At 65.0% G+C, this 24,499-nt stretch carries 28 protein-coding genes; all 28 read right to left on the minus strand.

The features are described 5' to 3' along the window. Nucleotides 1–43 precede the first annotated feature (43 nt). Complete coding sequence (locus E4K65_RS20680; RefSeq protein ID WP_135175731.1) at nucleotides 44–1,090, minus strand: flagellar hook-associated family protein; 1,047 nt, start codon at nucleotides 1,088–1,090, stop codon at nucleotides 44–46. Between the two features lie 3 nt (nucleotides 1,091–1,093). Next, on the minus strand, nucleotides 1,094–2,572 hold the full coding sequence (flgK, locus tag E4K65_RS20685) for a flagellar hook-associated protein FlgK (protein ID WP_135175732.1): 1,479 nt from the start codon (nucleotides 2,570–2,572) through the stop codon (nucleotides 1,094–1,096). A 34-nt stretch (nucleotides 2,573–2,606) separates the two neighbouring features. Then, nucleotides 2,607–3,839: a flagellar hook protein FlgE gene (locus tag E4K65_RS20690; protein WP_135175733.1), complete on the minus strand. Its 1,233-nt coding sequence runs from the start codon at nucleotides 3,837–3,839 to the stop codon at nucleotides 2,607–2,609. Between the two features lie 90 nt (nucleotides 3,840–3,929). Next, nucleotides 3,930–4,511 (minus strand): transglycosylase SLT domain-containing protein, encoded by a 582-nt coding sequence (locus E4K65_RS20695; RefSeq protein WP_135175734.1) that lies wholly within the window; start codon nucleotides 4,509–4,511, stop codon nucleotides 3,930–3,932. Continuing rightward, nucleotides 4,462–5,793 carry a flagellar hook-length control protein FliK gene (gene fliK / locus E4K65_RS20700; RefSeq protein WP_135175735.1) on the minus strand — a complete coding sequence of 444 codons (1,332 nt, stop codon included), beginning with the start codon at nucleotides 5,791–5,793 and terminating at the stop codon, nucleotides 4,462–4,464. The genes E4K65_RS20695 and fliK overlap by 50 nt, the downstream gene beginning before the upstream one ends. After that, on the minus strand, nucleotides 5,790–6,983 hold the full coding sequence (locus E4K65_RS20705; RefSeq protein WP_135175736.1) for a chemotaxis protein: 1,194 nt from the start codon (nucleotides 6,981–6,983) through the stop codon (nucleotides 5,790–5,792). Before E4K65_RS20705 ends, fliK begins: the two co-directional genes overlap by 4 nt. Continuing rightward, on the minus strand, nucleotides 6,980–8,305 hold the full coding sequence (locus tag E4K65_RS20710; RefSeq protein WP_135175737.1) for a MotB family protein: 1,326 nt from the start codon (nucleotides 8,303–8,305) through the stop codon (nucleotides 6,980–6,982). The genes E4K65_RS20705 and E4K65_RS20710 overlap by 4 nt, the downstream gene beginning before the upstream one ends. Before the next feature lie 6 nt (nucleotides 8,306–8,311). Further along, the gene (locus E4K65_RS20715) at nucleotides 8,312–9,013 is read right to left on the minus strand and encodes a hypothetical protein (protein WP_135175738.1); all 702 of its coding nucleotides are present in this window, start codon (nucleotides 9,011–9,013) and stop codon (nucleotides 8,312–8,314) included. Further along, nucleotides 9,010–10,638 (minus strand): flagellar basal-body MS-ring/collar protein FliF, encoded by a 1,629-nt coding sequence (fliF, locus tag E4K65_RS20720; RefSeq protein ID WP_167770979.1) that lies wholly within the window; start codon nucleotides 10,636–10,638, stop codon nucleotides 9,010–9,012. Before fliF ends, E4K65_RS20715 begins: the two co-directional genes overlap by 4 nt. 105 nt (nucleotides 10,639–10,743) lie before the next feature. Beyond that, the gene (locus E4K65_RS47365) at nucleotides 10,744–10,893 is read right to left on the minus strand and encodes a hypothetical protein (protein WP_167770980.1); all 150 of its coding nucleotides are present in this window, start codon (nucleotides 10,891–10,893) and stop codon (nucleotides 10,744–10,746) included. 49 nt (nucleotides 10,894–10,942) lie between these two features. After that, nucleotides 10,943–11,890 (minus strand): flagellin N-terminal helical domain-containing protein, encoded by a 948-nt coding sequence (locus E4K65_RS20725; protein WP_027546117.1) that lies wholly within the window; start codon nucleotides 11,888–11,890, stop codon nucleotides 10,943–10,945. A gap of 276 nt (nucleotides 11,891–12,166) precedes the next feature. Beyond that, entirely contained in the window at nucleotides 12,167–13,108 is a 942-nt protein-coding gene (locus tag E4K65_RS20730) for a flagellin N-terminal helical domain-containing protein (protein ID WP_135175740.1), read from the minus strand. A 264-nt stretch (nucleotides 13,109–13,372) separates the two neighbouring features. Beyond that, nucleotides 13,373–14,113, minus strand: coding sequence for a flagellar type III secretion system pore protein FliP (gene fliP / locus E4K65_RS20735; protein ID WP_027546115.1), 741 nt, complete (start codon nucleotides 14,111–14,113; stop codon nucleotides 13,373–13,375). Then, a complete protein-coding gene (locus tag E4K65_RS20740; protein ID WP_135175741.1) occupies nucleotides 14,110–14,553 on the minus strand; it encodes a flagellar basal body-associated FliL family protein in 444 nt (147 codons plus the stop codon). Before E4K65_RS20740 ends, fliP begins: the two co-directional genes overlap by 4 nt. A gap of 42 nt (nucleotides 14,554–14,595) precedes the next feature. After that, on the minus strand, nucleotides 14,596–15,291 hold the full coding sequence (flgH, locus tag E4K65_RS20745) for a flagellar basal body L-ring protein FlgH (protein WP_027546113.1): 696 nt from the start codon (nucleotides 15,289–15,291) through the stop codon (nucleotides 14,596–14,598). After that, the gene (locus E4K65_RS20750; RefSeq protein WP_167770981.1) at nucleotides 15,292–16,053 is read right to left on the minus strand and encodes a MotE family protein; all 762 of its coding nucleotides are present in this window, start codon (nucleotides 16,051–16,053) and stop codon (nucleotides 15,292–15,294) included. It abuts the gene before it with no gap. 67 nt (nucleotides 16,054–16,120) lie between these two features. After that, the gene (gene flgI, locus E4K65_RS20755; RefSeq protein ID WP_135175743.1) at nucleotides 16,121–17,251 is read right to left on the minus strand and encodes a flagellar basal body P-ring protein FlgI; all 1,131 of its coding nucleotides are present in this window, start codon (nucleotides 17,249–17,251) and stop codon (nucleotides 16,121–16,123) included. Beyond that, complete coding sequence (gene flgA, locus E4K65_RS20760; protein ID WP_167770982.1) at nucleotides 17,248–17,724, minus strand: flagellar basal body P-ring formation chaperone FlgA; 477 nt, start codon at nucleotides 17,722–17,724, stop codon at nucleotides 17,248–17,250. Before flgA ends, flgI begins: the two co-directional genes overlap by 4 nt. 13 nt (nucleotides 17,725–17,737) lie before the next feature. Then, entirely contained in the window at nucleotides 17,738–18,526 is a 789-nt protein-coding gene (gene flgG, locus E4K65_RS20765) for a flagellar basal-body rod protein FlgG (protein WP_135175745.1), read from the minus strand. Between the two features lie 17 nt (nucleotides 18,527–18,543). Beyond that, nucleotides 18,544–18,873 (minus strand): flagellar hook-basal body complex protein FliE, encoded by a 330-nt coding sequence (gene fliE / locus E4K65_RS20770; RefSeq protein WP_135175746.1) that lies wholly within the window; start codon nucleotides 18,871–18,873, stop codon nucleotides 18,544–18,546. Nucleotides 18,874–18,875: 2 nt separating this feature from the next. Next, the gene (flgC, locus tag E4K65_RS20775; RefSeq protein ID WP_027546108.1) at nucleotides 18,876–19,292 is read right to left on the minus strand and encodes a flagellar basal body rod protein FlgC; all 417 of its coding nucleotides are present in this window, start codon (nucleotides 19,290–19,292) and stop codon (nucleotides 18,876–18,878) included. Nucleotides 19,293–19,303: 11 nt separating this feature from the next. Further along, on the minus strand, nucleotides 19,304–19,705 hold the full coding sequence (gene flgB / locus E4K65_RS20780) for a flagellar basal body rod protein FlgB (protein WP_135175747.1): 402 nt from the start codon (nucleotides 19,703–19,705) through the stop codon (nucleotides 19,304–19,306). Between the two features lie 65 nt (nucleotides 19,706–19,770). Continuing rightward, complete coding sequence (gene flhB, locus E4K65_RS20785) at nucleotides 19,771–20,856, minus strand: flagellar biosynthesis protein FlhB (protein WP_135175748.1); 1,086 nt, start codon at nucleotides 20,854–20,856, stop codon at nucleotides 19,771–19,773. 13 nt (nucleotides 20,857–20,869) lie between these two features. Continuing rightward, complete coding sequence (locus E4K65_RS20790) at nucleotides 20,870–21,910, minus strand: flagellar motor switch protein FliG (RefSeq protein ID WP_135175749.1); 1,041 nt, start codon at nucleotides 21,908–21,910, stop codon at nucleotides 20,870–20,872. Between the two features lie 2 nt (nucleotides 21,911–21,912). Further along, a complete protein-coding gene (gene fliN, locus E4K65_RS20795) occupies nucleotides 21,913–22,287 on the minus strand; it encodes a flagellar motor switch protein FliN (protein WP_011089617.1) in 375 nt (124 codons plus the stop codon). Nucleotides 22,288–22,363: 76 nt separating this feature from the next. Then, nucleotides 22,364–22,678 (minus strand): hypothetical protein, encoded by a 315-nt coding sequence (locus tag E4K65_RS20800; protein WP_027546104.1) that lies wholly within the window; start codon nucleotides 22,676–22,678, stop codon nucleotides 22,364–22,366. Beyond that, nucleotides 22,659–23,600: a flagellar motor switch protein FliM gene (locus tag E4K65_RS20805; RefSeq protein ID WP_135175750.1), complete on the minus strand. Its 942-nt coding sequence runs from the start codon at nucleotides 23,598–23,600 to the stop codon at nucleotides 22,659–22,661. The genes E4K65_RS20800 and E4K65_RS20805 overlap by 20 nt, the downstream gene beginning before the upstream one ends. After that, the gene (gene motA / locus E4K65_RS20810) at nucleotides 23,597–24,493 is read right to left on the minus strand and encodes a flagellar motor stator protein MotA (RefSeq protein ID WP_135175751.1); all 897 of its coding nucleotides are present in this window, start codon (nucleotides 24,491–24,493) and stop codon (nucleotides 23,597–23,599) included. Before motA ends, E4K65_RS20805 begins: the two co-directional genes overlap by 4 nt. Between the last annotated feature and the right edge of the window lie 6 nt (nucleotides 24,494–24,499).

A 24,499-nucleotide genomic window follows, 5' to 3' on the forward strand; every position in this document is an offset into this window, starting at 1 on the left:
GGATAACAAGACAAAGGGTGCGAACCTTGCAAATGAACGTGGCTCAGAGATAGTTGATGAGGCTGATCTTCTGGAGCTGCGAGGTCAGCGCCAGCGCCGTCTGGATCTGGGTCTGCAAGGTGTTGACCCGGACCGCGGCTTCCGCCGGATCGACCTTCTCCATGCCGACGATCTGATTGTTGAGAATGTCCTGCTGCGCCTTGAGCTTGTCGTTTGCGGAGGTGATGCGCTGCTGGACCGTACCGACGCTGCCGCCGAGCGTAGCAAGATCCGTAATGGCGTTGCCAACGAGGCCGATGGCCTTGTCAACGACGACCTGGAACGTCTCTTGGCTCAGTTTCGCGTTCCCGAGATCCGCCATCATGGTGTAGGCCTCGGCGAGCCTGCGGAAGCCGATCTGGTTGGCGCTAACGGACGTATCGGCGATCTCGGTCGTGGAAATACGGCTTTGCATGACCTGGTCGGTGGCCGATGACCAGTTGGTGTTCCAGGCCGGGCTCGCGAACTCGGCATCGAAGGTGGTGTTGAGAAAGGTCTGCATTTGGGTCGCGGTAATGCTGCTGACGCTCGCTGACGATTGCGAGAAGCCGAAGGCCGCAAGGAAGTCGGCGTCGACCTGGTTCTTGCTGGCCGAGCCCGCGGCGTAGGTCGTGACCGGCGTGTTCTGCGTGTTGATGCCCGAGAAAAGATACGAGCCGTTGTACGAGACGTTCAGCGCGCCGATCAGATCCTGGAGGTTGGAGGACGCAGGCGGCAGAATGATCCGCCCGCCGCCGTCGGTACTGCGGGCCGCGATCAGATCCTTGAGGAAGTCCGTTGCGGTCTTGCCGAGCTGGGTGATCCGGGTTTGCGTCGTGTCGAGGCGTCCCGAGACGAGCTCGTTGGTATCGACGAGCTGATCGGCGAAGCCCCAGTCCGCCCGCAGGGTGAGGTCGCTTCCCGTCGTGGCACCAAGCTCGAGGCCAACATCGGCGAAACGGCTGGTGGTCGCCTCCTTCGACGCCTTGCTCAGCGCGGCCTGGTTGTTCGTGATCGAGGACCTCAACGACGAAGACAGCATCAAGGTCGAGATGTAGTTCGCGCTCATCATGGCTTAATTCCCCACGGCGGCCAGCAGGCTCTGCAACATTTCGTCGACGGTCGAGATGATCTTCGACGAGGCCGAATAGGTGCGCTCGACCTGAAGCATCAAGGACATCTCGTCGTCCATGTTGACGCCGCTGACGTTGGACAGCGCCGCGGTGCTGCGGTCGAGCAGCGTTTTCTGGTAGCTGACGTTGGAGTCCGCGGTCTTGCGCTGGTTTTCGATCCAGCTCGTCGACGACGACGCGAAGTCGATCAAGCTGCCACTCGGCTTGCCTTGCGTGGTTGCATCGAACGGCTGCGACGCATCCATGTTGCCGATGAGCTGCTGTAGCCGGACCGAGTAGCCGGCGTTGCCGGCGGTGTTGTATCGATAAGCCGGGTTGCCGCTGATCGCGCCGTCGCGCAGCAGGTTCGGGTTTCCGCCCAAGGCCGGATCGACGGAGGCGGCGACCGTAATCGAGCCGGCGAGGCCGACCGATACCGTCGCACTCGCTGGCATCGCCGGCGCGCCGGGATATGTGAACAGGCCGGGCCTGTCGGCCAGGGTCGGGACGGGCGACTGGTCGCTTTCCTTGAACGCATTGATCAAACCGCGCGCGACTTCGTCGAGCTGGCTCTGGTATGTGACCGTATCATTGTCGCGCAACTGGGCGAGGCCCGCGAGCTTGCCCGACTTCAGCGGCATCACGGAATTGGCGCCGGTCACCGGCACACCGTCGATATAGACCGCGTTGCCCGTGGTGCCGGGCGTATAGACGTTGGTCGCGGTGAAGCTCACCGTTCGCGCCGACTTGTCGAACAGCACGACGCCGCTGTCGGTGTAGAGCGCCGCGTCGCCGTTAGGTCGGAGCGACATGGTGACGCCGAGTTCCTGCGACAGCTGCGAGACAATGTTGTCGCGCTGATCGAGATAGTCGGTGATGTCGTCGCCGGAGACCGTGCCCTTCATGATCTCGGTGTTCACGGTCTGGAACTGGGTGAGCAGCTGATTGATGTTTTGAACCGACGTTTTCATGTCGGCATCCGCGCCCTCACGAACCGACTGCACGGTCTGGGTCGCCTGATTGAGCGCGGTCGCCATGTCCTTGGCGGACGTGACCGCCGCCTGCGCCAGCGTGGTGTTGTCCGGGGCGTTGGCATACTGCTGCAGCGCCTTCTTCAGCGCATTGAGCTGCGCCGTCGGCGACTGGTCGAGCTCCGTATCGTCCACCGTGGCAGATGCGATCTTCTGGAGCCCGTCATAGATCGCGTTCTGCTTGGCCGACGACGAGGTCGCGACCAAGACGTTGTTGTAGAGACCCGAGCTGGCGGCGCGCTGGATCGCCGCCACATAGACGCCGGCCCCGGGGAGGTTGTCCAGCACGGCAATCTTGCGCGAATAGCCGGTTGCGCTGGCACCGGCAATGTTGCGCGAGATGGTCGAGGACTGGATACCCGACGCCATGAGCGAAGCGCGGGCGGAGTCGAGAGCGGCGGTAAGGGACATGATTTGCTCTGGCCCAGGATGAGCGCTTGAGGATTCAGCGCTTCAGGTTGACGACGACGTCCAGAAGGTCGGAGCCGGTCTGGAACGTTTTCGAGTTCGCAGTGAAGCCGCGCTGCGCCTCGATCATCCCGGTGAGTTCGTCCGCGAGATCGACGTTGGAATCTTCCAGGGCGCTGGACTGGACCGTACCGAGCCCGCCGGTGCCGGCATTCGCGACCTGCGCATTGCCTGAATTCATGTTGGTCGAATAGACGTTGCCCGGCTCCGGCGTCAGATTGTCCGGGCTCGCGACGTCGGCGAGCATGATCGTAGAGAGCGTCAGCTGCTGCCCGTTCTTGAGGGTGGCTGTCACGTGACCCGCGTCGTCGACATTGACCTTGTCGATGGCCGAGGGGACGCTGCCGTTGACGGTGGCCTTGAAGCTGAAGTCGGTGCCGACCTGCGTCATGTTCGACAGGTTCATGGTGAGCGCCGCGCCGCCGGGGACGGTTACGGTGAGACCCGTCGGGCTCGCGGCGGCCAGCGCACCTTTTCCGACCGCCGTGGTATCGAAGGTGAAGGTGGTTGCGGCAGCGAGTGAGGCACCGGTCGCGGAGTTATAGAGCTGCACCTGCCAGGTGTCCGAGCCGGCAGCCGTCGCGGTGTGGGACATATACACGTCGAGCGTAACGGCCTGGCCGATATTGTTGTAGGCCACGATCGAGCTTTTCGATGAATATGACGCCGGACCCGGCGGGCCGGCAATGACAGCCGCCTTCGGATCCAGATTGCCGGTCGTGAGCGTTCCCGCCGTCGACGGCACGGGCACCTGCGAGACCTGCGCGACGTTCACGATCTGCATTCCCGAGAGGCTGTTCTGCGAGAAATTGGTCACGAGGCCGGGCTGTCCCAGAAGGTAGAAGCCGGCCGCGTTGACCAGATTGCCCTGGGCGTCCGGCACGAACGAGCCGGCTCGCGTCAGAAACTGCTGCGTATTGTTGGCGTTCGACACCACGAAGAAGCCGTTGCCCTGGACGCGGAGGTCCGTGGTCGACGTGGTGAACTGCGTATGTCCCTGGTCGCTGATGGCGTAGCGAACGGTCGTCTCGACGGCGCCGGAATCGTAATTGCCCGATCCGCTCTTCAGGATCAGCGAGGAGAATTCGGTGGAAGCCCGCTTGTAGCCGGTCGTGTTGACGTTCGCGATGTTGTCCGAGACCGTCGACAGCTTGTTGGACTGCGCAGACATGCCGGAAACGCCGGTGCGCATAACACCATACAGGCTCATGGATTGGGCTCCTTTGGTAGGTTGCAGTTACAATGAGGGTTCTTGCTTGCGCGGGGCTGATGATCGGGAACCATGCACAACTTCCTGTTGTCAGGTTGTCTTCGGCTGACAGAAGGATCGCGCCTTGTCGGTCCACGCGCCGAAGCCGCTCGAGACGAGGTGAGCCACGATGTGACAGACATAGCGCTTCTGCGCCGGCTGGTTGTTCGGGCCTGCGTTGTAGCGGGCGACCGCCATGGTCCAGCTGCCCTCGCGCTGCTTCAGTTCCTTCAGGAAGCGTGCGGCGTAGTCGACGTTCTTCGCGGGGTCGAACATCGCGCGCACCGAAGCGAACTTGTCGCCGTGATAATAGTGGTTGATCTGCATGCAGCCGAGGTCGATCAGCTTGATGCCCTTGCTGCGCATCGCCTCGAAATTCGCGATCGCGTCGTTCATGTCGTTGGCGAACACGGTCTGGCCGTCGGCGCCGAGCGCGTAAGGGTGGAGCGAACCGCGCCGTCCGGTCTCGGTGAGGCCGACCGCATAGAGAATGCCGAGCGGAATCCCGTGCTGCTGGGACGCACGCGCCATCTCGCGCTCGCAGGGGCGCGCGCCGTCGGCGGCCGCCTCGGCGGCGCCGGCGTTACAGATAAACAGGGCCGCGACGAATCTGCGGCGCCACGTCCTGGTCATGACGCGTCTCCTGGTTGGACTGGCGCTCCTGCCGGGCCTGTCTCGCATCGCCGTCCGATTGTCCCGACGACGTGCCGGCGCCGTCGAACGTGCCTTGCGACTGTGGCGAGGGCTGTTGCTGGCCCGAGAACTGCGGCTGCGACTGGCCGGAGCCGCTCTGGAATCCGTCCAGCGAGCCGTGCTGGACGGGCGCGACGTCGGCGACGTAGCCGGCCGACTGCATCAGCTCGCGGATCGAGTCGCGCTGCTGGTCCAGCATCTGGCTGGTGTCCTTGCGTTCGGCCGCGAGATGGATGGAGACCTCCGAGCCGACGAGGCGGAGGCGCACGGTGACATTGCCGAGCGACGGCGGCTCGAGGCTGACGGTCAGGATCTTGAGCGGCTGGTCCGGCGCATTGGTCTGGGACGTCGCGAGATCGGGGGCTGCGGACGCCGCCGGCGCCGAGGATTCCTTCAGCTCGGTAACCACCGCGTTGGCGACCTGTTGCGGCGCGTTGAACTGCGCCGGGGGCAGATGGGTCTCCTGCTGGACCACGGTGACCTTGGTCGCCTCGGGCAAAGCGTCCCGGGTCGAAGCCTTGACGGCGCGTTCGACATTGGCCGTGACGGCCTCGAAGCCCGGCGTCGCGGGCATTGCTTTTGACGAACTCTCGTTGCCCTGCGGCGCGGCGGCCGCCACCTGCGAAGCCGCGGCCTGTGAGCGCGCGCCTGTCGAACCGGCAGGGGGCGGCGCGGAGTCGGCGATGGCGACCTTCGCCATGCCCGTCGCCTGAACCTCGCCCTTCGTCGTGGAGGAGCGCTCGTCGCGCGCGGGCGCGTCCTTCCTGTCCCCAGCCGGTGACGGCACCTGCAGCTTCACGGCCGGCACGGCGGCGAGCTCCTGTCCGACGATCGCGGGAATGCTCGGCCGGCTCGAAACGTCCGCCTTCGCGGCCTGGTCGACCGGACCTTGCGTCTCCGACGACTCGTCGGTGTCCTGGTCGGACGACTTGTGACTGGACTGGGCGTCGTCGGCCGCCTCGGTGCGTTCGTTTATCGCCTCGTCCTTTCCGGCCGGATGCGCGAGGTGCGTGCGCAGCGTTCCGGCCTTCACGGTCGTATCGCCGCCTTCGTCTTTGAGCGCCCGCTTGGCCAGGTTCGAGACGGTGTGGAGCAGATCGTTGAACGACGAATCCGCATGCGATTTTGCCCCGGCGCTCTTCGCCGCGCGCGACGTCCCGCGCATATTGAGGCTCTCGGCGAGCCCCGAAAAATGTCCGGCGGTTCCGCTGAGCTTGGTCATGGGCGGCGATCCCTGGTGAGAAGTTCGAGTTCGCCGAGCTCCTTCCGCGCACGCGCGAGAGCCGCGTTCGATGAGGCGAGATCGAGACGCGCCGGCGTGACCGGAGGCTTGTCGGCGGTGGCGGCAGATCCGCCCGCGAACGGTTTGCGAACATCGAGCGCGAGCTGGACCGTTGCATTCAGCAGGGGAACGTCGCGCTCGGGCAGCTTCGACCGGTCGAGCGCCTTCAGCTCGGCGAGACCGCCGTCATATTCGTCGGTGAGCACCCGCGAGGCGCCACGGAAGAAATGCGCACGCTCGCGCTCCGCCGAAGCGTCGGCGCTGAGCGTCAGCGCCCGCTCGCCGGCAAGCCGGGTCACGGCCATCCGTCCACGCACCATCGCACTGCGCGCGATCACGAGATAAAGCTTGAGGCGGCTACTGCGATCGATCTGCTCCAGCATGGTGACGATCCGCGCAAAGCGACGCTCGTCGAGAGCGAGGCTCGATTGCGTCAGGCCCGTGGAGAAGCGCTGCCAGAAATCGCCGGCATAGACCGAGTTGCGGTAGTGGCGGATATAGGCCAGCGTCAGGAACTCGAACTTGTCGAAATCCTCGGCCTGCCCGACCAGCAGGATCTCGCGCCGCAGCGCCGCCTCCTCCACCAGCGTGCCGGGCAGGAGCAGGCGCGCGTCGTCCAGACGCTCGATCGCGAGCGAGGCCTCGGTGCGTGCAAACAGCGCGCCCTGGACCAGCGCGACCTGTCCGCCCAGACCCGACGGAATCGTCCTGGGCTTGACGTCCTTGAGCAGCTCGCGCGCTTCCTCTTGCCGGCCCTCGACATAGGCGAGCGCGCCGTCGAACAGCCGTCCGTCGACGTTCATCTTGTCGCGCGGCAGCTTGCGGACCAGTTGCGGAGCGCCGCCGCTGAGCAGGTAGATGACGACGGCCTGGCTGTTCTGCGGGTTGCTCCACACGCTCGCATCGGCGGCGAGAAATTTCTCGCCGATCTGCCGGATCAGCGCGATGTGGCCGCCATGCGCCGCGGTGTCGCCGTTGGCGATGCCGTCCTGCACGGCCTGCAATGCGCGCACGAGCTCATAGGGTTCACCCGATGTCGACGCCGGAGCCGGCGCCGGATCGGCAAGCGCGCGTGCCGCCGCGAACGGCAGCAGCACCAGCAGGGCGGCACGGAGGAGCGGCCTGATCAAGGGCGCTTCTCCCGGATCAGGATCTCGATCCGGCGATTTTGCGCAGCCGCCGGGTCGTTCGGAAGTTTCGGCCGCCGGTCGGCGTAGCCTTCGACATGCTCGATCCGCTGCGCATCGACGCCGGAGCGGACCAGCATGTAATAGGCCATCTGCGCACGTGCCGTCGACAGCCGCCAATTGTCGTAGGTTTCCGACTTGTACGGCCGATTGTCAGTGTGGCCGCGGACGATGATCATGCCCTGGCGTTTCATCAGCAGCGGCCCGATCTTGTCGATCACGCGGATGAGCTCGGGCCGCGGTTCTGCCGAGCCGACCGCGAACATGCCGAAGCTCGCATCGTCGGTTAGGCTGACCAGCAGACCTTCCTCGACCTGACGCACCTCGGCCGCCGGTCCCGCGCCCGCCTTGATGTCCGACAGCGCATCCGCGATCGCGGACTGAAGCTGCTTGACGGTCGGCTGCTGCGTTTGCGCGGCGTCGCGCGGTTCGGAATCCTTCGACGTATCGCCGGGACGCCCTTGCGCAGCGGCACTGGCCTGAGCACCCGGCTGCGCGTTCGCCTGCGCGCTGCCTTCGCGCGAAGACTGCGACGGCGCGGGTCCGGGCGGCAGCAGGGGCGACAGGCTTGCGGACGACGCATCGGCGTTCGGCGCCACGCTTCCGCCGGCATCATCCGCCTTGGCACGGCGCGCCTGCGGCTCGCCCTGGCCCGTCCCGGCCGCGTTGTCGCGCGCGGACGCATTCGGCTTGGGCTCGCTCTCGATGAAGCGATCCGAATCCTTCGACGCCTGCGGCGCCAGTTTCCAATAGCCGGGATCAAAGGGATCGCGGTAGGCGTCGCCGCCCTTGAGGCCATCCTCTTCCGCGGACGTCAGCGCGCCGGCGCGGCGCTGGCCCGAGGCCTGGTTCGCGCTATTGGCGATCTCGGCAAGCGTCGCATAGGGATCGCGGAACAGAACCTTCTCTTCGAAGGAGGCAGGCTTCTCCGCCGTCGGCGAGTCTCCGCGACGTTCTTCGTTCGGCCCGGCCGGCTGACGCTTGCCGTCCTGGCCCTCGAACGAGGTCGGTTCCTTTTTGGAGAGATCCTTGAGGCCCTTCGGGGCGGGTGCGTTCTCCGCAAGCTTGATCGGATTGAAATAGCTCGCGACCACCTGCTTCTGGTCCTGGTTGAGCGCGTTGAGCAGCCACATGACCAGGAAGAACGCCATCATCGCGGTCATGAAGTCCGCATAGGCGATCTTCCATACGCCACCGTGATGCGCCTCCTCGGCGAACGCGCTGCGCCGGCGGACGATCACGAGCTCTTGCTTGACCTCCTCCATGGCGGGCTACCGGCGTGCCTCGTTCAGGCGCTCGCTCCAGGCCGCGATCTTCGTCTCGATCACGGTCTGGTCGGCGACGACGCGAACCTCGAAAGTCTCGGCGGCCTCGTACTCGATGCCCGTTCGCCGGGCCGTCTCGAGCTGCGTCTTCACCAGGTCAAGCAGTTCGCTCGGGCCGGTGATCTTGAACACCGGCACCGGCGAGTTGCCGGTCAGCGCCGCGATTTGCTCGACCAGCGACCCGATCGCCTTGTCGCGGACCGCATCGGCGAGGAACGGAAGCAATATTCGGGCAACGGAGCTCGCAATGTTGGTCTCGATCTCGCGGCAAGCCGCCTCGAAGCCGCTCACGATCGTGACCGCCTGCTGGTCGGACCATTTGGCCCGCTCCTCGCCGAGCCGGATCGCGCTGCGCACGCGTTCCTCGGCAACCCTGGCATCGCCTTCCGCAACGCCGGCGGCATGGCCGCGCCGGTAGGCATCGTCCAGGAGATTGACCGGGGGGGCTTCCGTCGCGGGCGCCGGAGGCGGCGATTGAAACTGCGGCTGCGAATGAGCCTGAGGCTGCGGTTGAGGTTGCGGCTCGCGCCGGACCTCCTTCGGCCTGGTCAGCACGTCCTGGATCTTGGGCGGCGGAGGCGGCGGCGGTGACTTGACCCGGCCGTTCGCGTCGAACTGCGTCAGGAGTTTTCCGATTGCCGCGTTCATGCCGCCTCCTCGCGTCGCATCCAGTCTTTAAGGATCGCTGCTGCCTGGGCCTGGTCAAGCCGGACGATCTGCTCCAGCCGCTTCTGCGGCGTGCGCTGCATCTTGCCTTCGAGGTCCTCGACGAGGTTGAGCTCGGGGTCCTGACTCTCGGCCAATGCAAGGGCTGTGGCAGCTTCAAGCTCAGCGGCCTCCGCCGCCTCGGTCTGCGCCTGCGCCGCGCGGTGGGTCAGGATGCCGTTGACCGCGGGGCGAAGGCCGAACCAGACCAGCATCGACGCCACGGCCAGGATCGTCACCGCGTTGATGACACTGCCGAGCTGCTTGTTGATCATCTCGACGAAGCTGATCGGCGGCACCGGCGCCAGTTCGCGCGAGCCTTCGATGAAGTCGACGGCCGTGACCTGGATCTGGTCGCCGCGCTGCTTGTCCAGTCCGCCGGCGGTCGCCGCGAGCTGGCTGATCTCGGCGAGCTTGCTGTCGACGATGGCCTGGTTGCTCTTGTCGCCGAGATCGGCGACAAGGCGCGCGCGGTTGACCAGCACGGCGATGAAGAGCTTCTTGACCAGATAGCCGTCGCTTACCGTCGTGGTGGTCTTGGACGACACCTCGAAATTGGTGACGTCCTCGCGACGGGTCTTGTCCTCGCTCGAGTTCTTGCTGCCGCCGCCGTTCACCTGCTGATCGGGAAGGTTCTGCTGCACCGTGGTCGGCGTCGAGCGGTCCGCGTTCTGCGACGACTCCTTTTCGCGCACGTTCCGCACGGAACGCTCGGCGCGGCTCTCCGGATCGTAGACGGTCTCGTTGGTCTGCCGCTTGTCGGTGGAGAGCTGCGGCGCGACGCTCACCTCGAAATTGTCGAGACCCAGATACGGCGTCAGCGCCTTGCGGATGTTCTCCTGCACCATCCCGCCGACCGTCTTCTGGAGGCTCGCCATCTTGGTCGGCGCAGCGGTGGCCTCGTCCTCTTCGGCCAGCAGCATCGAGCCGTCGGCATCCAGCACCGTCACCTTGTCGCGGCTCATGCCGGGGATGGCGGCCGCGACGAGATGGCGGATCGACTGCGCCGTGCGCGCCTCGATCGCGCCGTCAGTGCGTAGCACGACCGACGCCGAGGGCGGCTGTTGCGTCGCGCGGAACGAGCCGCGCACCGGCATCACGATATGCACCCGCGCCGCCTTCACGCCCTTCATCAGCTGGACCGTGCGCGCGATCTCGCCTTCGAGTGCGCGCAGTTTCGTGACTTCCTGCATGAACGAGGTCAGGCCGAGCGAGCCGATCTTGTCGAACAGCTCGTAGCCGGAATTGGCGCTGGTCGGCAGCCCCTTCTCGGCGAGCAGCATCCGCGCCTGCATCGTCTGGCTCGGGCGCACCGAGACGGCGTCTCCGGCCGTATTGACGTCGAAGGCAATATTCTGCTCGCGCAGGGCAGCGCCCATGCGCGTCACATCTTCGCGGGAAAGGCCGGTATAGAGTGTCTCGAATTCAGGCCGGCTCAGATAATAGGCGCCGCCGACGACGGTGACGAGAACGGCAAAGCCGATCAATCCCAGGGCCATCAGGCGTCGCGGCCCAAGCTCCAGCAGATTGTTGAGCAGTTGCTGTATCTGCGCACGACTGAACAGCATGTGACCTCGTACCAATGCGAACATATGGGACACTCCGCTGCCAACCTTGTCTGAAGGTTGCGCAGGAACACGAATGTGTCGGTTCGCGGGCGAGGCGTTGTAATTTTACAAGAAGTCGGGGGACGCTATCGCGCGGATCGGCAACAGGTGCACGGCCGGACGCATCGCGGCGCGATCGGCTGCGGCGTGTTGCTTGAAATCTGGCGTCAGGAGATCGATTGCGGGCACATCTTGTGCCGTCATATCCGCCGTCATGGCGGAGACCGTGCTCCCTTGGGAGCACGGCCGATTTCGAAGCCGCGGCTTAGCGGAACAGCGACAGGATGCTCTGGCTGTTCGCGTTGGCGATCGAGAGCGCCTGAACGCCGAGCTGCTGCTGGGTTTGTAGCGCCTGCAGGCGCGTCGATTCCGCGTTCATATCGGCGTCGACGAGCTGGCCGACACCGCGGTCGACGGAGTCCATCAGGGTCTTGACGAATTCCGTGTTGGTCGCGAGGCGGTTCTTGACGGCACCGAGATTGGCGGCGGCCGATGCCACCGTGTTGATCGCAGTGGTGACCTGCGCAATGTAGGCATCGAGCGTGGCCTGGTTCGCCGCCGAGTCGGTCAGCGCACTGATGCTCATGTTGTCGACCGACGCGAAACCGGTCGTGCTGTTGCCGGTCACCGTATCCAGGATGCCCGTCTGGGTTGCGCCGCCGGTGGTGTAGAGCGCGTAGCTGGCGGTCGTCACCGTGATGGAGCCGATGGTGGGCGTACCGCCGACACGCGAGTACGACGACACGAGGTTGAAGCTCGTCGGCGTGGCCGAGGAACCGGTCGAGGTGTTGATGCTCAGCCAGTTGATTCCGTTGAAGGTCGCCGAGTTGGCCTTGAGCTTCATGTCCTGCTGGATCTGGGTGATGTCAGCCTGGATCTTGGTGCGGTCGATGCCGGCGGTCTTGGCTTCGACCAGCAGCGCCTGAAGCTTGGTCAGACCGCCGGTCTTGTCGCCGATAACCGAGGTCAGAGCGGTATATTCGGTGTCGACGGTCGCGGACGACAGACCGAGCGAGTCGGAGATGGCGGAGAGCGCGGCGTTGTCGGAACGCATCGACGTCGCGATCGACCAGTAGGCAGCGTTGTCCGAAGCGGTCGAGACACGTTGACCGGTCGAGATCCGGTTCTGCGTGGTCGCGAGCTGCGAGCTGACGTTGCGGAGGGTCTGCAGCGCGGTCATTGCAGACGAGTTGGTGAGCAGACTAGAACCCATTTTGATGTCCCTTTGAAGATTGAATTGTGTTTGGGGGACATACCGGGCTTGCACCGGTACGACAGGGCGGCGTCATGCCTTTGGGCCGCGGAAATGCGGTGAAGGGCCCAACCTGTCGTAGCGGAGAGGTTACCCGCCGAAGCTTGTGCGAGGCTTGTGGCTCTGTGACCCCGCTGCAACAGCGGGGCAGGATCATGGCGTGGACGCAGCGTCACGCCAGACAAAAAAGGGCCGCGCTTCGCGAGAAGCGCGGCCCTCCCCCAGACGAGTTGAGGTTTAGCGGAACAGCGACAGGATGCTCTGGCTGCTGTTGTTGGCGATCGAGAGCGCCTGCACACCGAGCTGCTGCTGGACCTGGAGGGCCGCAAGGCGGGTGGACTCCTTGTTCATGTCGGCGTCGACGAGCTGGCCGATACCGCGGTCCACGGAGTCCATCAGGGACTGGACGAATTCCGTGTTGGTCGAGAGGCGGTTCTTGACGGCACCGAGATTGGCGGCGGCCGATGCCACCGAGTTGATCGCAGTGGTGACCTGCTTGATGTAGCCATCGAGCGTGGTCTGGTCAGCCGCCGAGTCGGTCAGCGCGCCGATGGCGATCGTGTCGACCGACGCAGCGGTCGAGCCGGTGCCGGTCACCGTGTCCAGGATGCCGGTCTTGGTTGCGCCGCCGGTGGTATAGAGCGCGTAGTTGGCGGTCGTCACGGTGATGGAGCCGATGGTGGGCGTACCGCCGACGCGCGAGTACGACGACACGAGGTTGAAGCTCGTCGGCGTGGCCGTGGACGAGCTCGAGGTGTCGATGCTCAGCCAGTTGATGCCGTTGAAGGTCGCCGCACCGGCTGTGGACTTCAGCTGCTGCTGGATCTGGGTGATGTCAGCCTGGATCTTGGTGCGATCGACACCGGCGGTCTTGGCTTCGACCAGCAGCGCCTGGAGCTTGGTCAGACCGGAGGTGCTATCGCCGATAGCCGTGGTCAGAGCGGTGTATTCGGTGTCGACGGTCGCGGCCGACAGACCGAGCGAGTCGGAGACCGCAGCGAGCGCGGCGTTGTCGGAGCGCATCGACGTCGCGATCGACCAGTAGGCGGCGTTGTCCGAAGCGGTCGAGACGCGCTGGCCGGTCGAGATGCGGTTCTGCGTGGTGGAGAGCTGCGAGCTGACAGACCGGAGGGTCTGGAGCGCGGTCATGGCGGTCGAGTTCGTAAGCAGGCTTGACATTGCGAATGTCCCTTTATGTACGCGTTACATTTTCACGAGGGGACATACCGGGCTTTCACCGGTACGGAGGGGCGGCATCATGCCTTTGGACTGATGTGGGTGGGGTCCAACCCGCCGTGACGCATTGCTAGCACGCGAAGTCTTGCCGCCAGATTAAGGTTGGCTTGAATTCCGCTGTGAAATCATATGGTTAACATTACCCGCCGCTAACCATAAGCGGGTACTTCTCGCTAACCATAACCGGCCGGCCGGCGATCGCCGCTGCTACGAGAACGACCGCACCAGTCCGGAGGCCAGCAGGTTCCAGCCGTCGATCAGCACGAAGAACAGCATCTTGAACGGCAATGCGATAATCGTCGGCGGCAGCATCATCATGCCCATCGACATGGTCAGCGTCGCCACGATCATGTCGATGACGAGGAACGGCAGCATGATGAGGAATCCGATCTCGAACGAGCGCCTGAGCTCGGAGATCATGAAGGCCGGAATGATGACGCGCAAATCGATGCGCTTGTCGTCGAACTTCTTGCGGAAGCTCTCCGCGGCGAGCGCCTCGAAGGTCTGGAGATCCTTGTCGCGGACATGCGCCAGCATGAACTCGCGGAACGGATCGGTGATCTTCAGATAAGCCTCTTCCTCCGAGATCTCGTTCTTCATGAGCGGCTGGACGCCGGTCTCCCAGGCGCGGTCGAAGGTCGGCGCCATCACGTAGAACGTCATGAATAGCGCGAGGCTGACCAGCACCAGATTGGCCGGCGTGGTCTGGAGGCCGAGGCCGGAGCGCAGGAACGACAGCGCGACCGCAAACCGCGTGAAGCTCGTCACCATGATGAGCAGTCCCGGCGCCACCGACAGCACCGTGATCAGCGCCATCAGCTGGATGATGCGGCCGCTGGTCGAGCCGTTTCCGGGCGGCAGCAGCGAGTTGAGGTCCGGAATCTGGGCGAATGCCATCTCGGGCAGCACCGCCAGAATCAACGCGAGCAGCAGGACTCTCAATTTCACTGAATCACCAACGTCTCAATGATCAATTCGCGCACCTTGCCCGAAGAGCGGACATTGGCGCGTTCGGCGAGGTCGTCGCGCAGATGCTGGAGCCCGCGCGATCCCTCGAACTGCGTGACCGAGGCCGACCGCAGATAGGTGACGATGTCCTCGCTGATATGGGCGGCCAGGATGCCGGCGTCCTCGTCGCTCATGCTCTCGGTCACCATGGAGGCCTCGACACGGGCCCAGTTGTTGGCCGGCGCGCCGAGATTGGTCACGATCGGGGACAGTTTTCGAAGCCGCGCGCTGCCGGCGTAGCTCGACGCAAGCGGCGGCGGCGTGGCGCTCTTCTTCGCGTCGGCGACGCGCTCGGCGGCCGCAAACAGATGCAGGCCGGCAAGGGCACCGGCACCGATCGCGACCAGGGTCAGCGCCAAAATGGCGGCAATCAGGCGCATCGCGTCCCCTGCCCTCGCGACGCGGCCCGGCCGGCGCGAACCTCAGAACGGTGCCACGGCGTCATAGATCCGATGTCCCCATCCAGGCTGCTGCACATCCGACAGATTTCCGCGACCACCATAGGATACGCGCGCCTCCGCGATCTTCTCGTAGGAGATCGTGTTGGTTCGCGAGATGTCGCGCGGACGCACGATGCCGCCGACATTGAGCACGCGCATCTCGGTGTTGACGCGGAACTCCTGCGAGCCGCTGATCATCATATTGCCGTTCGGCAACACGTCGGTGACGATCGCGGCGATGGACAGCTTGATGTCCTCGGTGCGATCGATCTGGCCGTTGCCCTTGACTTGGGTGTTGGTGCTGAGGTTGGCGGTGGCCTGGCCCTTGTCGGCCCATCCGGCGACGTCCATCAGCCAGTCGAGCCCGAACTTGATCTGCGAATCGCGCGAGCGGTCGGTCTTGTTGTCGAGCTTGGCCTTGTCCTGCATCGAGATGATCACCGTCACGACGTCGCCGGTGCGCCGGGCACGGGGATCGCGATAGAGATCGGTGCCGTCGTCCCAGGTCGAGCGATAGCTGACCGGCGTACGCACGCGGGGCGTCACCGGGATCGGGTCGGCCTGGCTCCGCAGGCCGCTGCCGACCGGCGACAATCGCGGACCGGTCAGGACTTCCGCCGGATCACCGACGCATCCGGCAAGCATCAAGAGCGGCAGGATGAGGATCAGATTCTTCATCTACTTCGTCTTTCCGTCATCCACGCGGCGCATTCCGCCGAGCAGGTCGGCGAGGTGCGCGGCGCGCGCCGTATCCATCTCGTTGAAGATCGCGCTCGAGCTCCTCGGGCTGAGCTTGGCGAGCACGGCGGCGGCGGTCTCGTCCGCCATGCCGGCGATCTGGGTGGCGGCAGCATCCGGCTTCATGCGCGAATAGATCTCGACGACCTGCGCCTCGGCCTTCTTCAGGAAGTCGTCGCGCAGCGCCATCCACTTCTCGTATTCGGCGCGTTTGGCCTCGACCTCTGCGATGCGCTCGCGGAGCTGGTTCTCGGCCTTTTCCAGCTCCTTGAGCTGCCAGGCCAATCTCGCATCGACGGCGGGATCGGCCACGTTGCTGCAGAACAGGGCGATCTCGTTGTCCGCGGTCGCAGCGGCCTGCGGCGGTGCGGGCTTTGGCGGCGCCGTGACGCTGCCGGGCTTGGCCGGACGTACGGGCGCGGGTGCAGGCGCCGGTGCAGGCGTCTCGGAAGCCGGCACCGCACCGGTGATCGCCGGTCCGGTATCTTCGGCCGCCCATGCCGTCGCCCGGATGGACGCGATGTCGCCCGCGACCGGCGCGCGCGGCTTCTGCGGTCCGGGCGCGCGGGCACGCGCGAAGGAGAGCAGGTTGAGCGGCTTCGACGACTTGGCCTCATCCAGCGCCAGCACGGGCGAAGCGCCCGCGAGCGCCGCGGCCGCGACCAGGAGGAGGAGTTTGGCTTTGTGATCCAGCTTCAGCATCGGGCCGCGTGCGATTCTCGGTCGAGACCTCAGCATTGGGCGACCAAGCTTGCCCGACGCTTATGCATCATTGGACGATGACGTCGGCCTGGAGCGCGCCGGCCGTCTTGATCGCCTGGAGGATCGCGATGATGCCTGATGGCTTGAGGCCGATCTGGTTCAGCCCGCGCACCAGGCGCTGGAGATCGACACCGCTCAGGATCGCCACCTGCGAGCCGGCCTCGTTGGCCTCGACCACGGTCTGCGGAACGACCACGGTCTGCCCGCGCGAGAACGGCGCCGGCTGCGACACCACGGGCATCTCGGTGACGCGGACCGTCAGATTGCCGTGCGTCACCGCGACCGTCGATATCCGCACGTCCCGTCCGATCACCACCGTGCCGGTGCGCTCGTTGATCACGACCCGCGCCGGCGTGTCCGGCTCGACCGTCAGTTCGCCGATTTCGGCGAGGAAGCGCACCGGACCGATATGGCGCGGCTTCGACAAGACGATGGTGCGGTAGTCGCGCTCGAAGGCGATCTGCGCGCGATAGCGGCCGCCGGCGTAGCGGTTGATCGCATCGAGGATGCGCGTTGCGGTGACGAAGTCCGGGTTCTTGAGCTCCAGCACCAGGAATTCCATCTCATGGAGGCTTCCCTGCACCTCTCGCTCGACCAGCGCGCCGTTCGGAATGCGGCCCGCGGTCGGGGTGCCCTGGCTGACGTTCTGCGCCTGACCTCCCACGCTGTAGCCGGCGACCGTGACCGCGCCTTGTGCCACCGCATAGACCGCACCGTCCGCCGCGCGCAGCGACGTCATCACCAGCGTGCCGCCGAGCAGCGAGGTCGCATCGCCGAGCGACGACACCGTCACGTCCATCCGCTCGCCCGCCCCGATCGAAGGTTGCAGGTCCGCGGTCACCATCACGGCCGCGACGTTGCGCGTGCGCAGGGTGGTCGGACGCGCGGGATTGGTGGTGCTCGTGGTCTCGTTCCTGACATTGATGCCCATGTTCTCGAGCATCGATTGCAGGGACTGCTCCGTGAACGGAGCGTTGCGGAGCGTGTCGCCGGTGCCGTTCAGACCGATGACGAGGCCGTAGCCGATGATCTGGTTTTCGCGCAGCCCCTTGATGTCCGCGATGTCCTTGATGCGGACGGCGGCCTGGGCGCTGGCGGCGGAAACGATAAGGACGAGCGCAAGCAGGAGCCTGGTCATGATCCGTCCACGACCTTGACGGTGCCGTCCGGCTGGACGACGCCCCTGATGATCACGCCGGTGTCGGTGTTTCGCACCGGAATCAGCGCGCCGGCGGCGCCCGATTGCATCGCCGAGCCGTAGGTGACGATCGACAGGCCGCTGTCTTCGACGACGACCTTGACCATGGCGCCGCGGGCGACGGTCCAGGGGTCTTCGACCGAATTGGTCGGGATGGGCTGGCCCGGCAGCAGCGCGCGCCGGGCCATGCGGCCGACCAGGACCTGTCGTCCTTCGATGAACATGGCGACGCCGAGCAGGTTCGGCGCGAAGGCGCGCTCCGTGATCATGTCGTCCCGGATCAGCTCGCCGGCGCGGATCGACACGGCCGGCACGGGAAGCCGCTTCTCCTCGGCCGCAGCAACGCGCGCCGAGACGAGAACCAGCAGCACGGCGGCCAACCCGCGCATGATCAGGCCCACCCTGTTCAACATGGACACACCGGAACTAGCGAAGGCCCTTCGATACGGTCGAGGCCATTTCATCCGAGGCCTGGATGACCTTGGCATTCATTTCATAGGCGCGCTGCGCCGATATCAACTCGGTGATTTCCTTGACCGGATCGACGTTCGAGGCTTCGAGATATTGCTGGTTGATCTTGCCGTAACCGGAATCGCCCGGCAGGCCGACGACGGGCGTGCCGGACGCCGTCGTCTCGCGGTACAGATTGCTGCCCAGCGGCTCGAGGCCCGCCTCGTTGGCGAAGTTGGCGAGGTTGAGCTGACCGATTTGCCGCGGGTTCACTTCCGTGTCCAGCTTGGCGAACACCTGCCCGGTCTGGTTCACCGTGACCTGAACAGTGCCCTGCGGGATCGTGATCGCGGGATCCAGCAGATAGCCGTCCGTCGTGACGAGCTGGCCGTTAGGATTGGGGCTGAACGCGCCGGCACGGGTGTATTGCACTTCGTTGTTCGGGCCCAGCACCTGAAACCAGCCGCGGCCGTTGATCGCGAGGTCGTAGGGGTTGCCGGTCTGCGTGAGCGTGCCCTGAATGTGCAGCTTGCGGATCGCCGTCGACTTGACGCCGAGGCCGAGATTGGAGCCTTCGGGGATCGGCGACGAACCGTTGACGTTGGCGACGCCCTGCATGCGGTCCATCTGGTAGAACAGATCGGTGAATTCCGCCCGCGCCCGCTTGTACGACGTCGAGTTGATGTTGGCGATGTTGTTGGCGATGACTTCGATATTGGTCTGCTGGGCATTCATGCCCGTGGCCGCAATGGCAAGCGATTTCACAATGTGACTCCTTCAGATCAAATCGACATACGAACGACTTCTTGGTAGGCCTGCACGACCTTGTCGCGAACCGCGACCGCCGTCTGCAAGGCCTGCTCGGCCGACATCAGCGCCTCGACGACGCGCCGCGTCGATTCCTTGCCCTGCATCGCCGAGATCGACGCCGCCTCGCCCGCCTTCAGCGTGCCGATCGCGTCCGTCGTCACCTGCTTCATCACCGAATCGAAGCCGACGTCGCCGCCGGACTGGATCGCGGTCGGCGCCGCAGGCGAGATCGCCTGCGCCTCGGTTGCGCGGCTCGCCGCCTGGCCTGCGGAGATCGCCGTGGACGAAATTGCCTCAAGCATTGTCAGCTCCTCAGAAGGTCGATGGTCATGCCCAGCATCGACCTCACCTGTTTCACGACCTGGAGATTGGCCTCATAGGACCGGTTGACTTCCCGCATGTCGGCCATCTCGATCATCATGTTGACGTTCGGCAGCTTGACGTAGCCGGACTTGTCGGCGGCGGGATGCCCCGGATCGTACTCGACGCGGTACGGCGTGGTGTCGACGCCGACCTCCTTGACTTTCGCGAGCTGCGCGCCCGAGGCACGGTCCAGCGCGGCGTCGAAGGTGATCGTCTTGCGCTGATACGGATCGGCGCCGGCGGTCCGCCCCGTCGAGGTCGCGTTGGCGAGGTTTTCCGAGACGATGCGCATGCGCGTCGACTGCGCTTCGAGCCCCGAGCTCGCGACCGTCAGGGAGGCGCTCAGTGAGTCCAGCATGTCAATTCACCTCAGGTCTTCGTGCTCGACAGCAGCATGCGGTGGAACGACCGCACGACCGCCGAGTTCATCGAGTAGTCGCGGTTGACGTCGCTACCCTTGATCATTTCCTGCTCGAGGCTGACGGAATTGCCGGAGTGGACCACTTCCCAGCTGTCCTTCTTGGCGGTCGCGCGCGTGTCGGTCTCTGCCGGGGAAAGCTGCATGTGTGTCGGCGACGTCGTCGCGAGCCGGACCGGCATTCCGTCGAGCACCTTGTTGAACGGCTCGACGTCGCGCGCCTTGAAGCCCGGCGTATTGGCGTTGGCGACGTTGGTGGCGATGGTCGACTGGCGGAGTTCGAGATACCGCGCTTGCGACGATGCGAGTTCGAAGAGATAAAGCGGTCCCACGACAGCCCCATTCTGGTCCATTCGAGGAGAAGCCTAGGGCGTTAAGCTTTCGTCAAGCTGTTGGGCGAAGCACCATCCTCGGAAATCTACTGGACCTTCTCGGGCCGCGTCGTCTGCTTCGACTGGAGGAAGTAGATGATCTCGGCGACGGGCCGGAAGAATTCGGCCGGAATCACCTGATCGACCTGAACGGCCTCGTAGAGCGCGCGCGCCAGCGCCTTGTTCTCGATCACGGGGATCCTGTTCTTCTCGGCGACTTCGCGGATCTTCAGCGCGATCACGTCCATGCCCTTGGCCACCACGAGCGGCGCCGGGTTTTCCTCGCGGTTGTAGCGCAGCGCGATCGCAAAGTGTGTCGGGTTCGCGATCACCAGCGTCGCGCGCGATGCGGAGGCGATCATCCGCTGTCGCGAGCGGTCGCGCGCCAGCGAGCGCAGGCGCGCCTTGATCAGCGGGTCGCCTTCGGCCTGCTTGTGCTCGTCCTTGATTTCCTGCCGGGTCATACGCAGCTGGCGCCGCCAGTGGAAGCGCGCCCAGGCGAGATCGATCGCGACCAGCACGATGGTCGCGATGCAGATCGCCGAGACGATCCGCATCGCGATGCTGAGAATCATCTCCGGCAGCGCGACCGGATCGGTGTACATCGCCTCAAACGCCCTTGCTTCGGACGAGCGCAGCACGAAGGCGACGACGGCGGTCACCGAGGCGAGCTTGAACAGCGACTTGGCGAACTCGACGAGGCCCTGTGTTCCGAACAGCCGGTTCCAGCCGCTGATCGGGGAGATTCGCGAAAGGTCCGGCATGATGCGCTGGAGCACCAGGCTGGGCGCGTTCTGCAGCAGCGACGATGCCAGCCCGAACACGAGCAGGATGACCACCAGCGGCACCAGGAATCGCAGCGCCTCGAGTCCCACCACGGTGAGGAGGTTCTGCGCGTCCGCCCCGGTGCTGAGCGGGAAGCCCTCGGGATCGTCGAGGAGGTTCTTCAGGGTCGGCGTCAATCGCTGCACGCCCTGACCGATCAGGAACATCTGAATCACCATCAGCGCCGCCATCGACGCGAAGATGGAAGCCTCCCGAGAGACCGGGATTTTGCCCTCTTCGAGCGCATCGCGGACTTTCTTCTCGGTCGGCTCTTCTGTCTTGCTCTCCTGATCGGATGTTTCTGCCATGCCCGTTCAGCGGTCAGCGGAAGACCAGCTCATCCTCCTGCTCGGGGTTGAGCTCGATTTCGCCCTTCTCCGCGAGGTCGAGCGCGAGATCGGTGATCACGCGCCGCGCCTCCAGCACGTCGCGCTGGTTCGACGGCTCGCCGATGGCGAGCTCGTGCTCGACGACGCGGCGGACGCGCGATGCGACCGAGGACAGGATCAGCTCGCGGAAATTCTTGTCGGTCCCCTTCAGTGCGACGACGATGCGATCGGTCGGCACCTGATCGAAGATCATGGTGCGCGCCTTCGGCGTCAGGTGGATCACGTCGTCGAAGGTGAACAGCAGCTCCTTCAGCACTTCGGCCGACTTCGGCCGCTTCTCCGACAGGCTCCTCAGCATGTCCTCGATGTGGCCGCGCTCCATCTTGTTGATGATGTCGGCGACGCGGGCATAGGTGTCCGCACCGAGGTTGCGGGCGAAGTTCAGCGTCAGATCCTCGTGCAGCGTCTTCTCGAGGACCCTCATGGCATCGTCGGCGATCGGCTTGAGGCTGAGAACGCGCCGCATCAGCTCGTTGCGCAGGCTCGAGGGAAGCTGACTCATGACCTTGGCGGCGCAGGCCGGCTTGACCTTGGACAGGATGAGGGCCGCGGTCTGCGGATGCTCCTTGGAGAGGTAGCTCGCGAGCGAGTTTTCCGACACCGACGAGACGCGGTCCCACACCGACCGGCTCGAATTGCCAAGCAGGTCCGACATGATCGCCGAGACCTGGTCGGCGGGAAGCACGTCGCCAAGCACGGCCTCGAGGCCGCCGAGCGTGCCGAGAATGTTGGCACCCATCGAGAACTGCTGGGCGAACTCCTCGACAATCGACTCAAGCTCCTGCGCGGTGATCGGCCGCAGCTCGGCCGCGGCCTTGGTCACGATGCGGATATCCTGCGGCTCGAACTGCGCGAGCACGCTCGCGGCCGCCTGCCGGCCCATCGCCAGCAGGAGCGCCGCGACCTTTTCCGTACCACCCAGCGCGGCAACGCCTCGCTGCTTGACGGGAGCGATGCCCACCTGTGCCGCCATGGTCAGGTATCACCCTGCCCCAGCGGTCCAACGATCTCCGTGAGCGAGACACCGAAGCGGGAATTGTCCTCTTCGACGACGACCACCTCGCCGCGGGCGACGATACGGCCGTTGACGACGACGTCGACGGGCTCGCCGACCCGGTGATCGAGCGGAACCACCGCGCCGCGCCCGAGCTTCATCAGGTTCGCCACCGGGATGGTCGCCGAACCCAGCACCACCTGCATGGTGACGGGAATGCGCAGGATGGCATCGACATTGGCGAACTTGCCGCTCTCCTCGGCCGTGCGCGCGGCGATCTCGGCCAGCCGCTCCAGCGGAGACGTCTCGGTCTCTTCCGATGCAGATGCAGACTCATAGTCGAAGGATTGCGCCATGTGGTATCGCCTCTTGGTATTTCCGCTCCCGGAGCGCCGCGGCGTTCCGGTCGTTTTTGGTTCGCCGGCCCCGGCTTCAATGCTTGTTCACGTCGGCGCCGCCCGCGGTCGCTGCGGATGCGAGTCCGCTCCTGGCGTCGAGCGCCGCGATCGCCTCATTGGCCTGGTCGATCTTCGTGCTCAGCACGTTGGCGAGCCGTCCGAGATTCGCGGTCGAGTCGTGCGCTGCGGTGATGACGGTGTCGAAGGCGCCCGCCGTCTCGTGGACGATGGTCGAGAATTCGCCCTGGTAGCTGCGCAACCGCGCCAGCTCGCGGTGCATCCGCGTCACCCGCATGCTGGTGAAGGCAAGCGCAATCAGCAGCACCGCATCAACGAGATAGGATATCATCGACGAACTCCCGTTTCTGATCCACGGGATCTGCCACCTGCATGGCGTAATAGCCATCGAGCTGGCCGATCTGACACCAGAACAGCACCTGGTTGTTGCTTTCGAGGCGGGCCAGCGTGCGCGGCGTGGCTTCGAGCTCGAGCACCTGCCCGACCTCGAACTTCACGACGTCGCCGAGGGTCACCATCTTCTCGTCGAGCACTGCGCTCAACGTCACTTCGGTGCGGTGGACCTCACTCTCCATCTGCTCGCGCCAGCGCGGATCGGACGCACGGCCGTCGCTGACGACAACATGGGCGAGCTTCTGGCGCAGCGGGTTGAGCGCGGAATGCGGAATGATGAGGAACATCTGGCCGCCGCGATAGAGCGCCTGCAGCATGATGTTCGCGCAGATCGACATGTTGCCGCTCCGCCCGATCGCCAGCGAGGCCATCGCGGTTTCGACCCGCTCGACACGGAAGGTGACGTTGGAGGTGCCGGCGAAGGCGGATTGCAGCGCCTTGGCGAAACGGTCGAACAGGGCCTGGACCAGGCGGATCTCGATGTTCGAGAACGAGCGCTCGACGTCGAGCGGCGGTTCGGCGCCATCGGAGCCGAACATCGCCTCGACCATTGTGAACACGAAGTCGCGGTCGAGCATGATGATGATGCGGGAGTCCCACTGCTCGGCATAGAGCACGGCGGCGACCGCATTGGCCTCGTAGTCCTTGATGATGTCGCCGACCCGATCATTGGTGATGCCGTTGACCGAGAAATAGCAGGGCGTTCCCGCCATCGGCTGCAGGCTGTCGGTGCAGGATGCCGCCATGCGATCGAAGATCACATTGAGCATCGGCATACGCTCGATCGATATGCCGGCCGCGTCCAGCAGGTAGTTCGGCAGCTGCTTCCGCTGATCGACTTCGACGTCTTCCATCGTCATGCGCGTGCCGCCTTCGGTTCGGCGTCGGCCACGACGGCTTTCGGACCCGCGATCGTCTCGTTCTCGACCACGTCGATCGAGGGCCGCTCGCCGCTCGAGATCATCTTGCGGCCGTGCTCGACCGCGATCTGCGGCATGGCGCCGTTCATGAATGCCAGCAGCGTCTGCTTGACGATGATGTAGGGCCGGCACTTCTTCTCGCGCGTCATCTTGATCTTCATCGCGAAGGGCGAAATGATGCCGTAGGACAGGAAGATGCCGGCGAAAGTGCCGACCAGGGCCGCACCGATGAAGCCGCCCAGCAGCTTCGGCGACTGGTCGAGCGCGCCCATCGCCTTGATGACGCCGAGCACCGCGGCGACGATGCCGAGCGCCGGCAGCGCCTCGGAGACCGTCACCAGCGAATGGTAGGGCGCCAGCTTGCCCTTCACGATGGTGTGGATCTCCTCGTCCATCAGCGCTTCGATCTCGTGCGTGCGCGCATTGCCCATGATGATGAGACGGACATAGTCGCAGATGAACTGGAGCAGCGACGGGTCGCCGAGCACGCTCGGGAACGCCTTGAAGATCTCGGAGGACGAGGGATCGTCGATATGCGCCTCGACCTCGTTGCGGCCCTTGCCCCGCAGCTCGCGCATCAGGGCATGCAGCGCACCGAGCAGGTCGAGATAGTAGCGCTGCCCCGGCACCGCGCCGGTGATGGCCTGCATGCAGGCGACCCCGGTATCCACGACCGTCTTCCACGGATTGGCCACGATGAAGGTGCCCATCGCGGTGCCCATGATGATCACGAACTCCCACGGCTGCATGAGCACAGCCAGATGCCCGCCCATGGCGGCAAATCCGCCGAGCAGCGCCGCCACCGTGATGAAAATCCCCACGAAACTGAGCAACGCGCA

This window comes from Bradyrhizobium niftali, from assembly GCF_004571025.1.
Lineage (GTDB): Bacteria > Pseudomonadota > Alphaproteobacteria > Rhizobiales > Xanthobacteraceae > Bradyrhizobium > Bradyrhizobium niftali.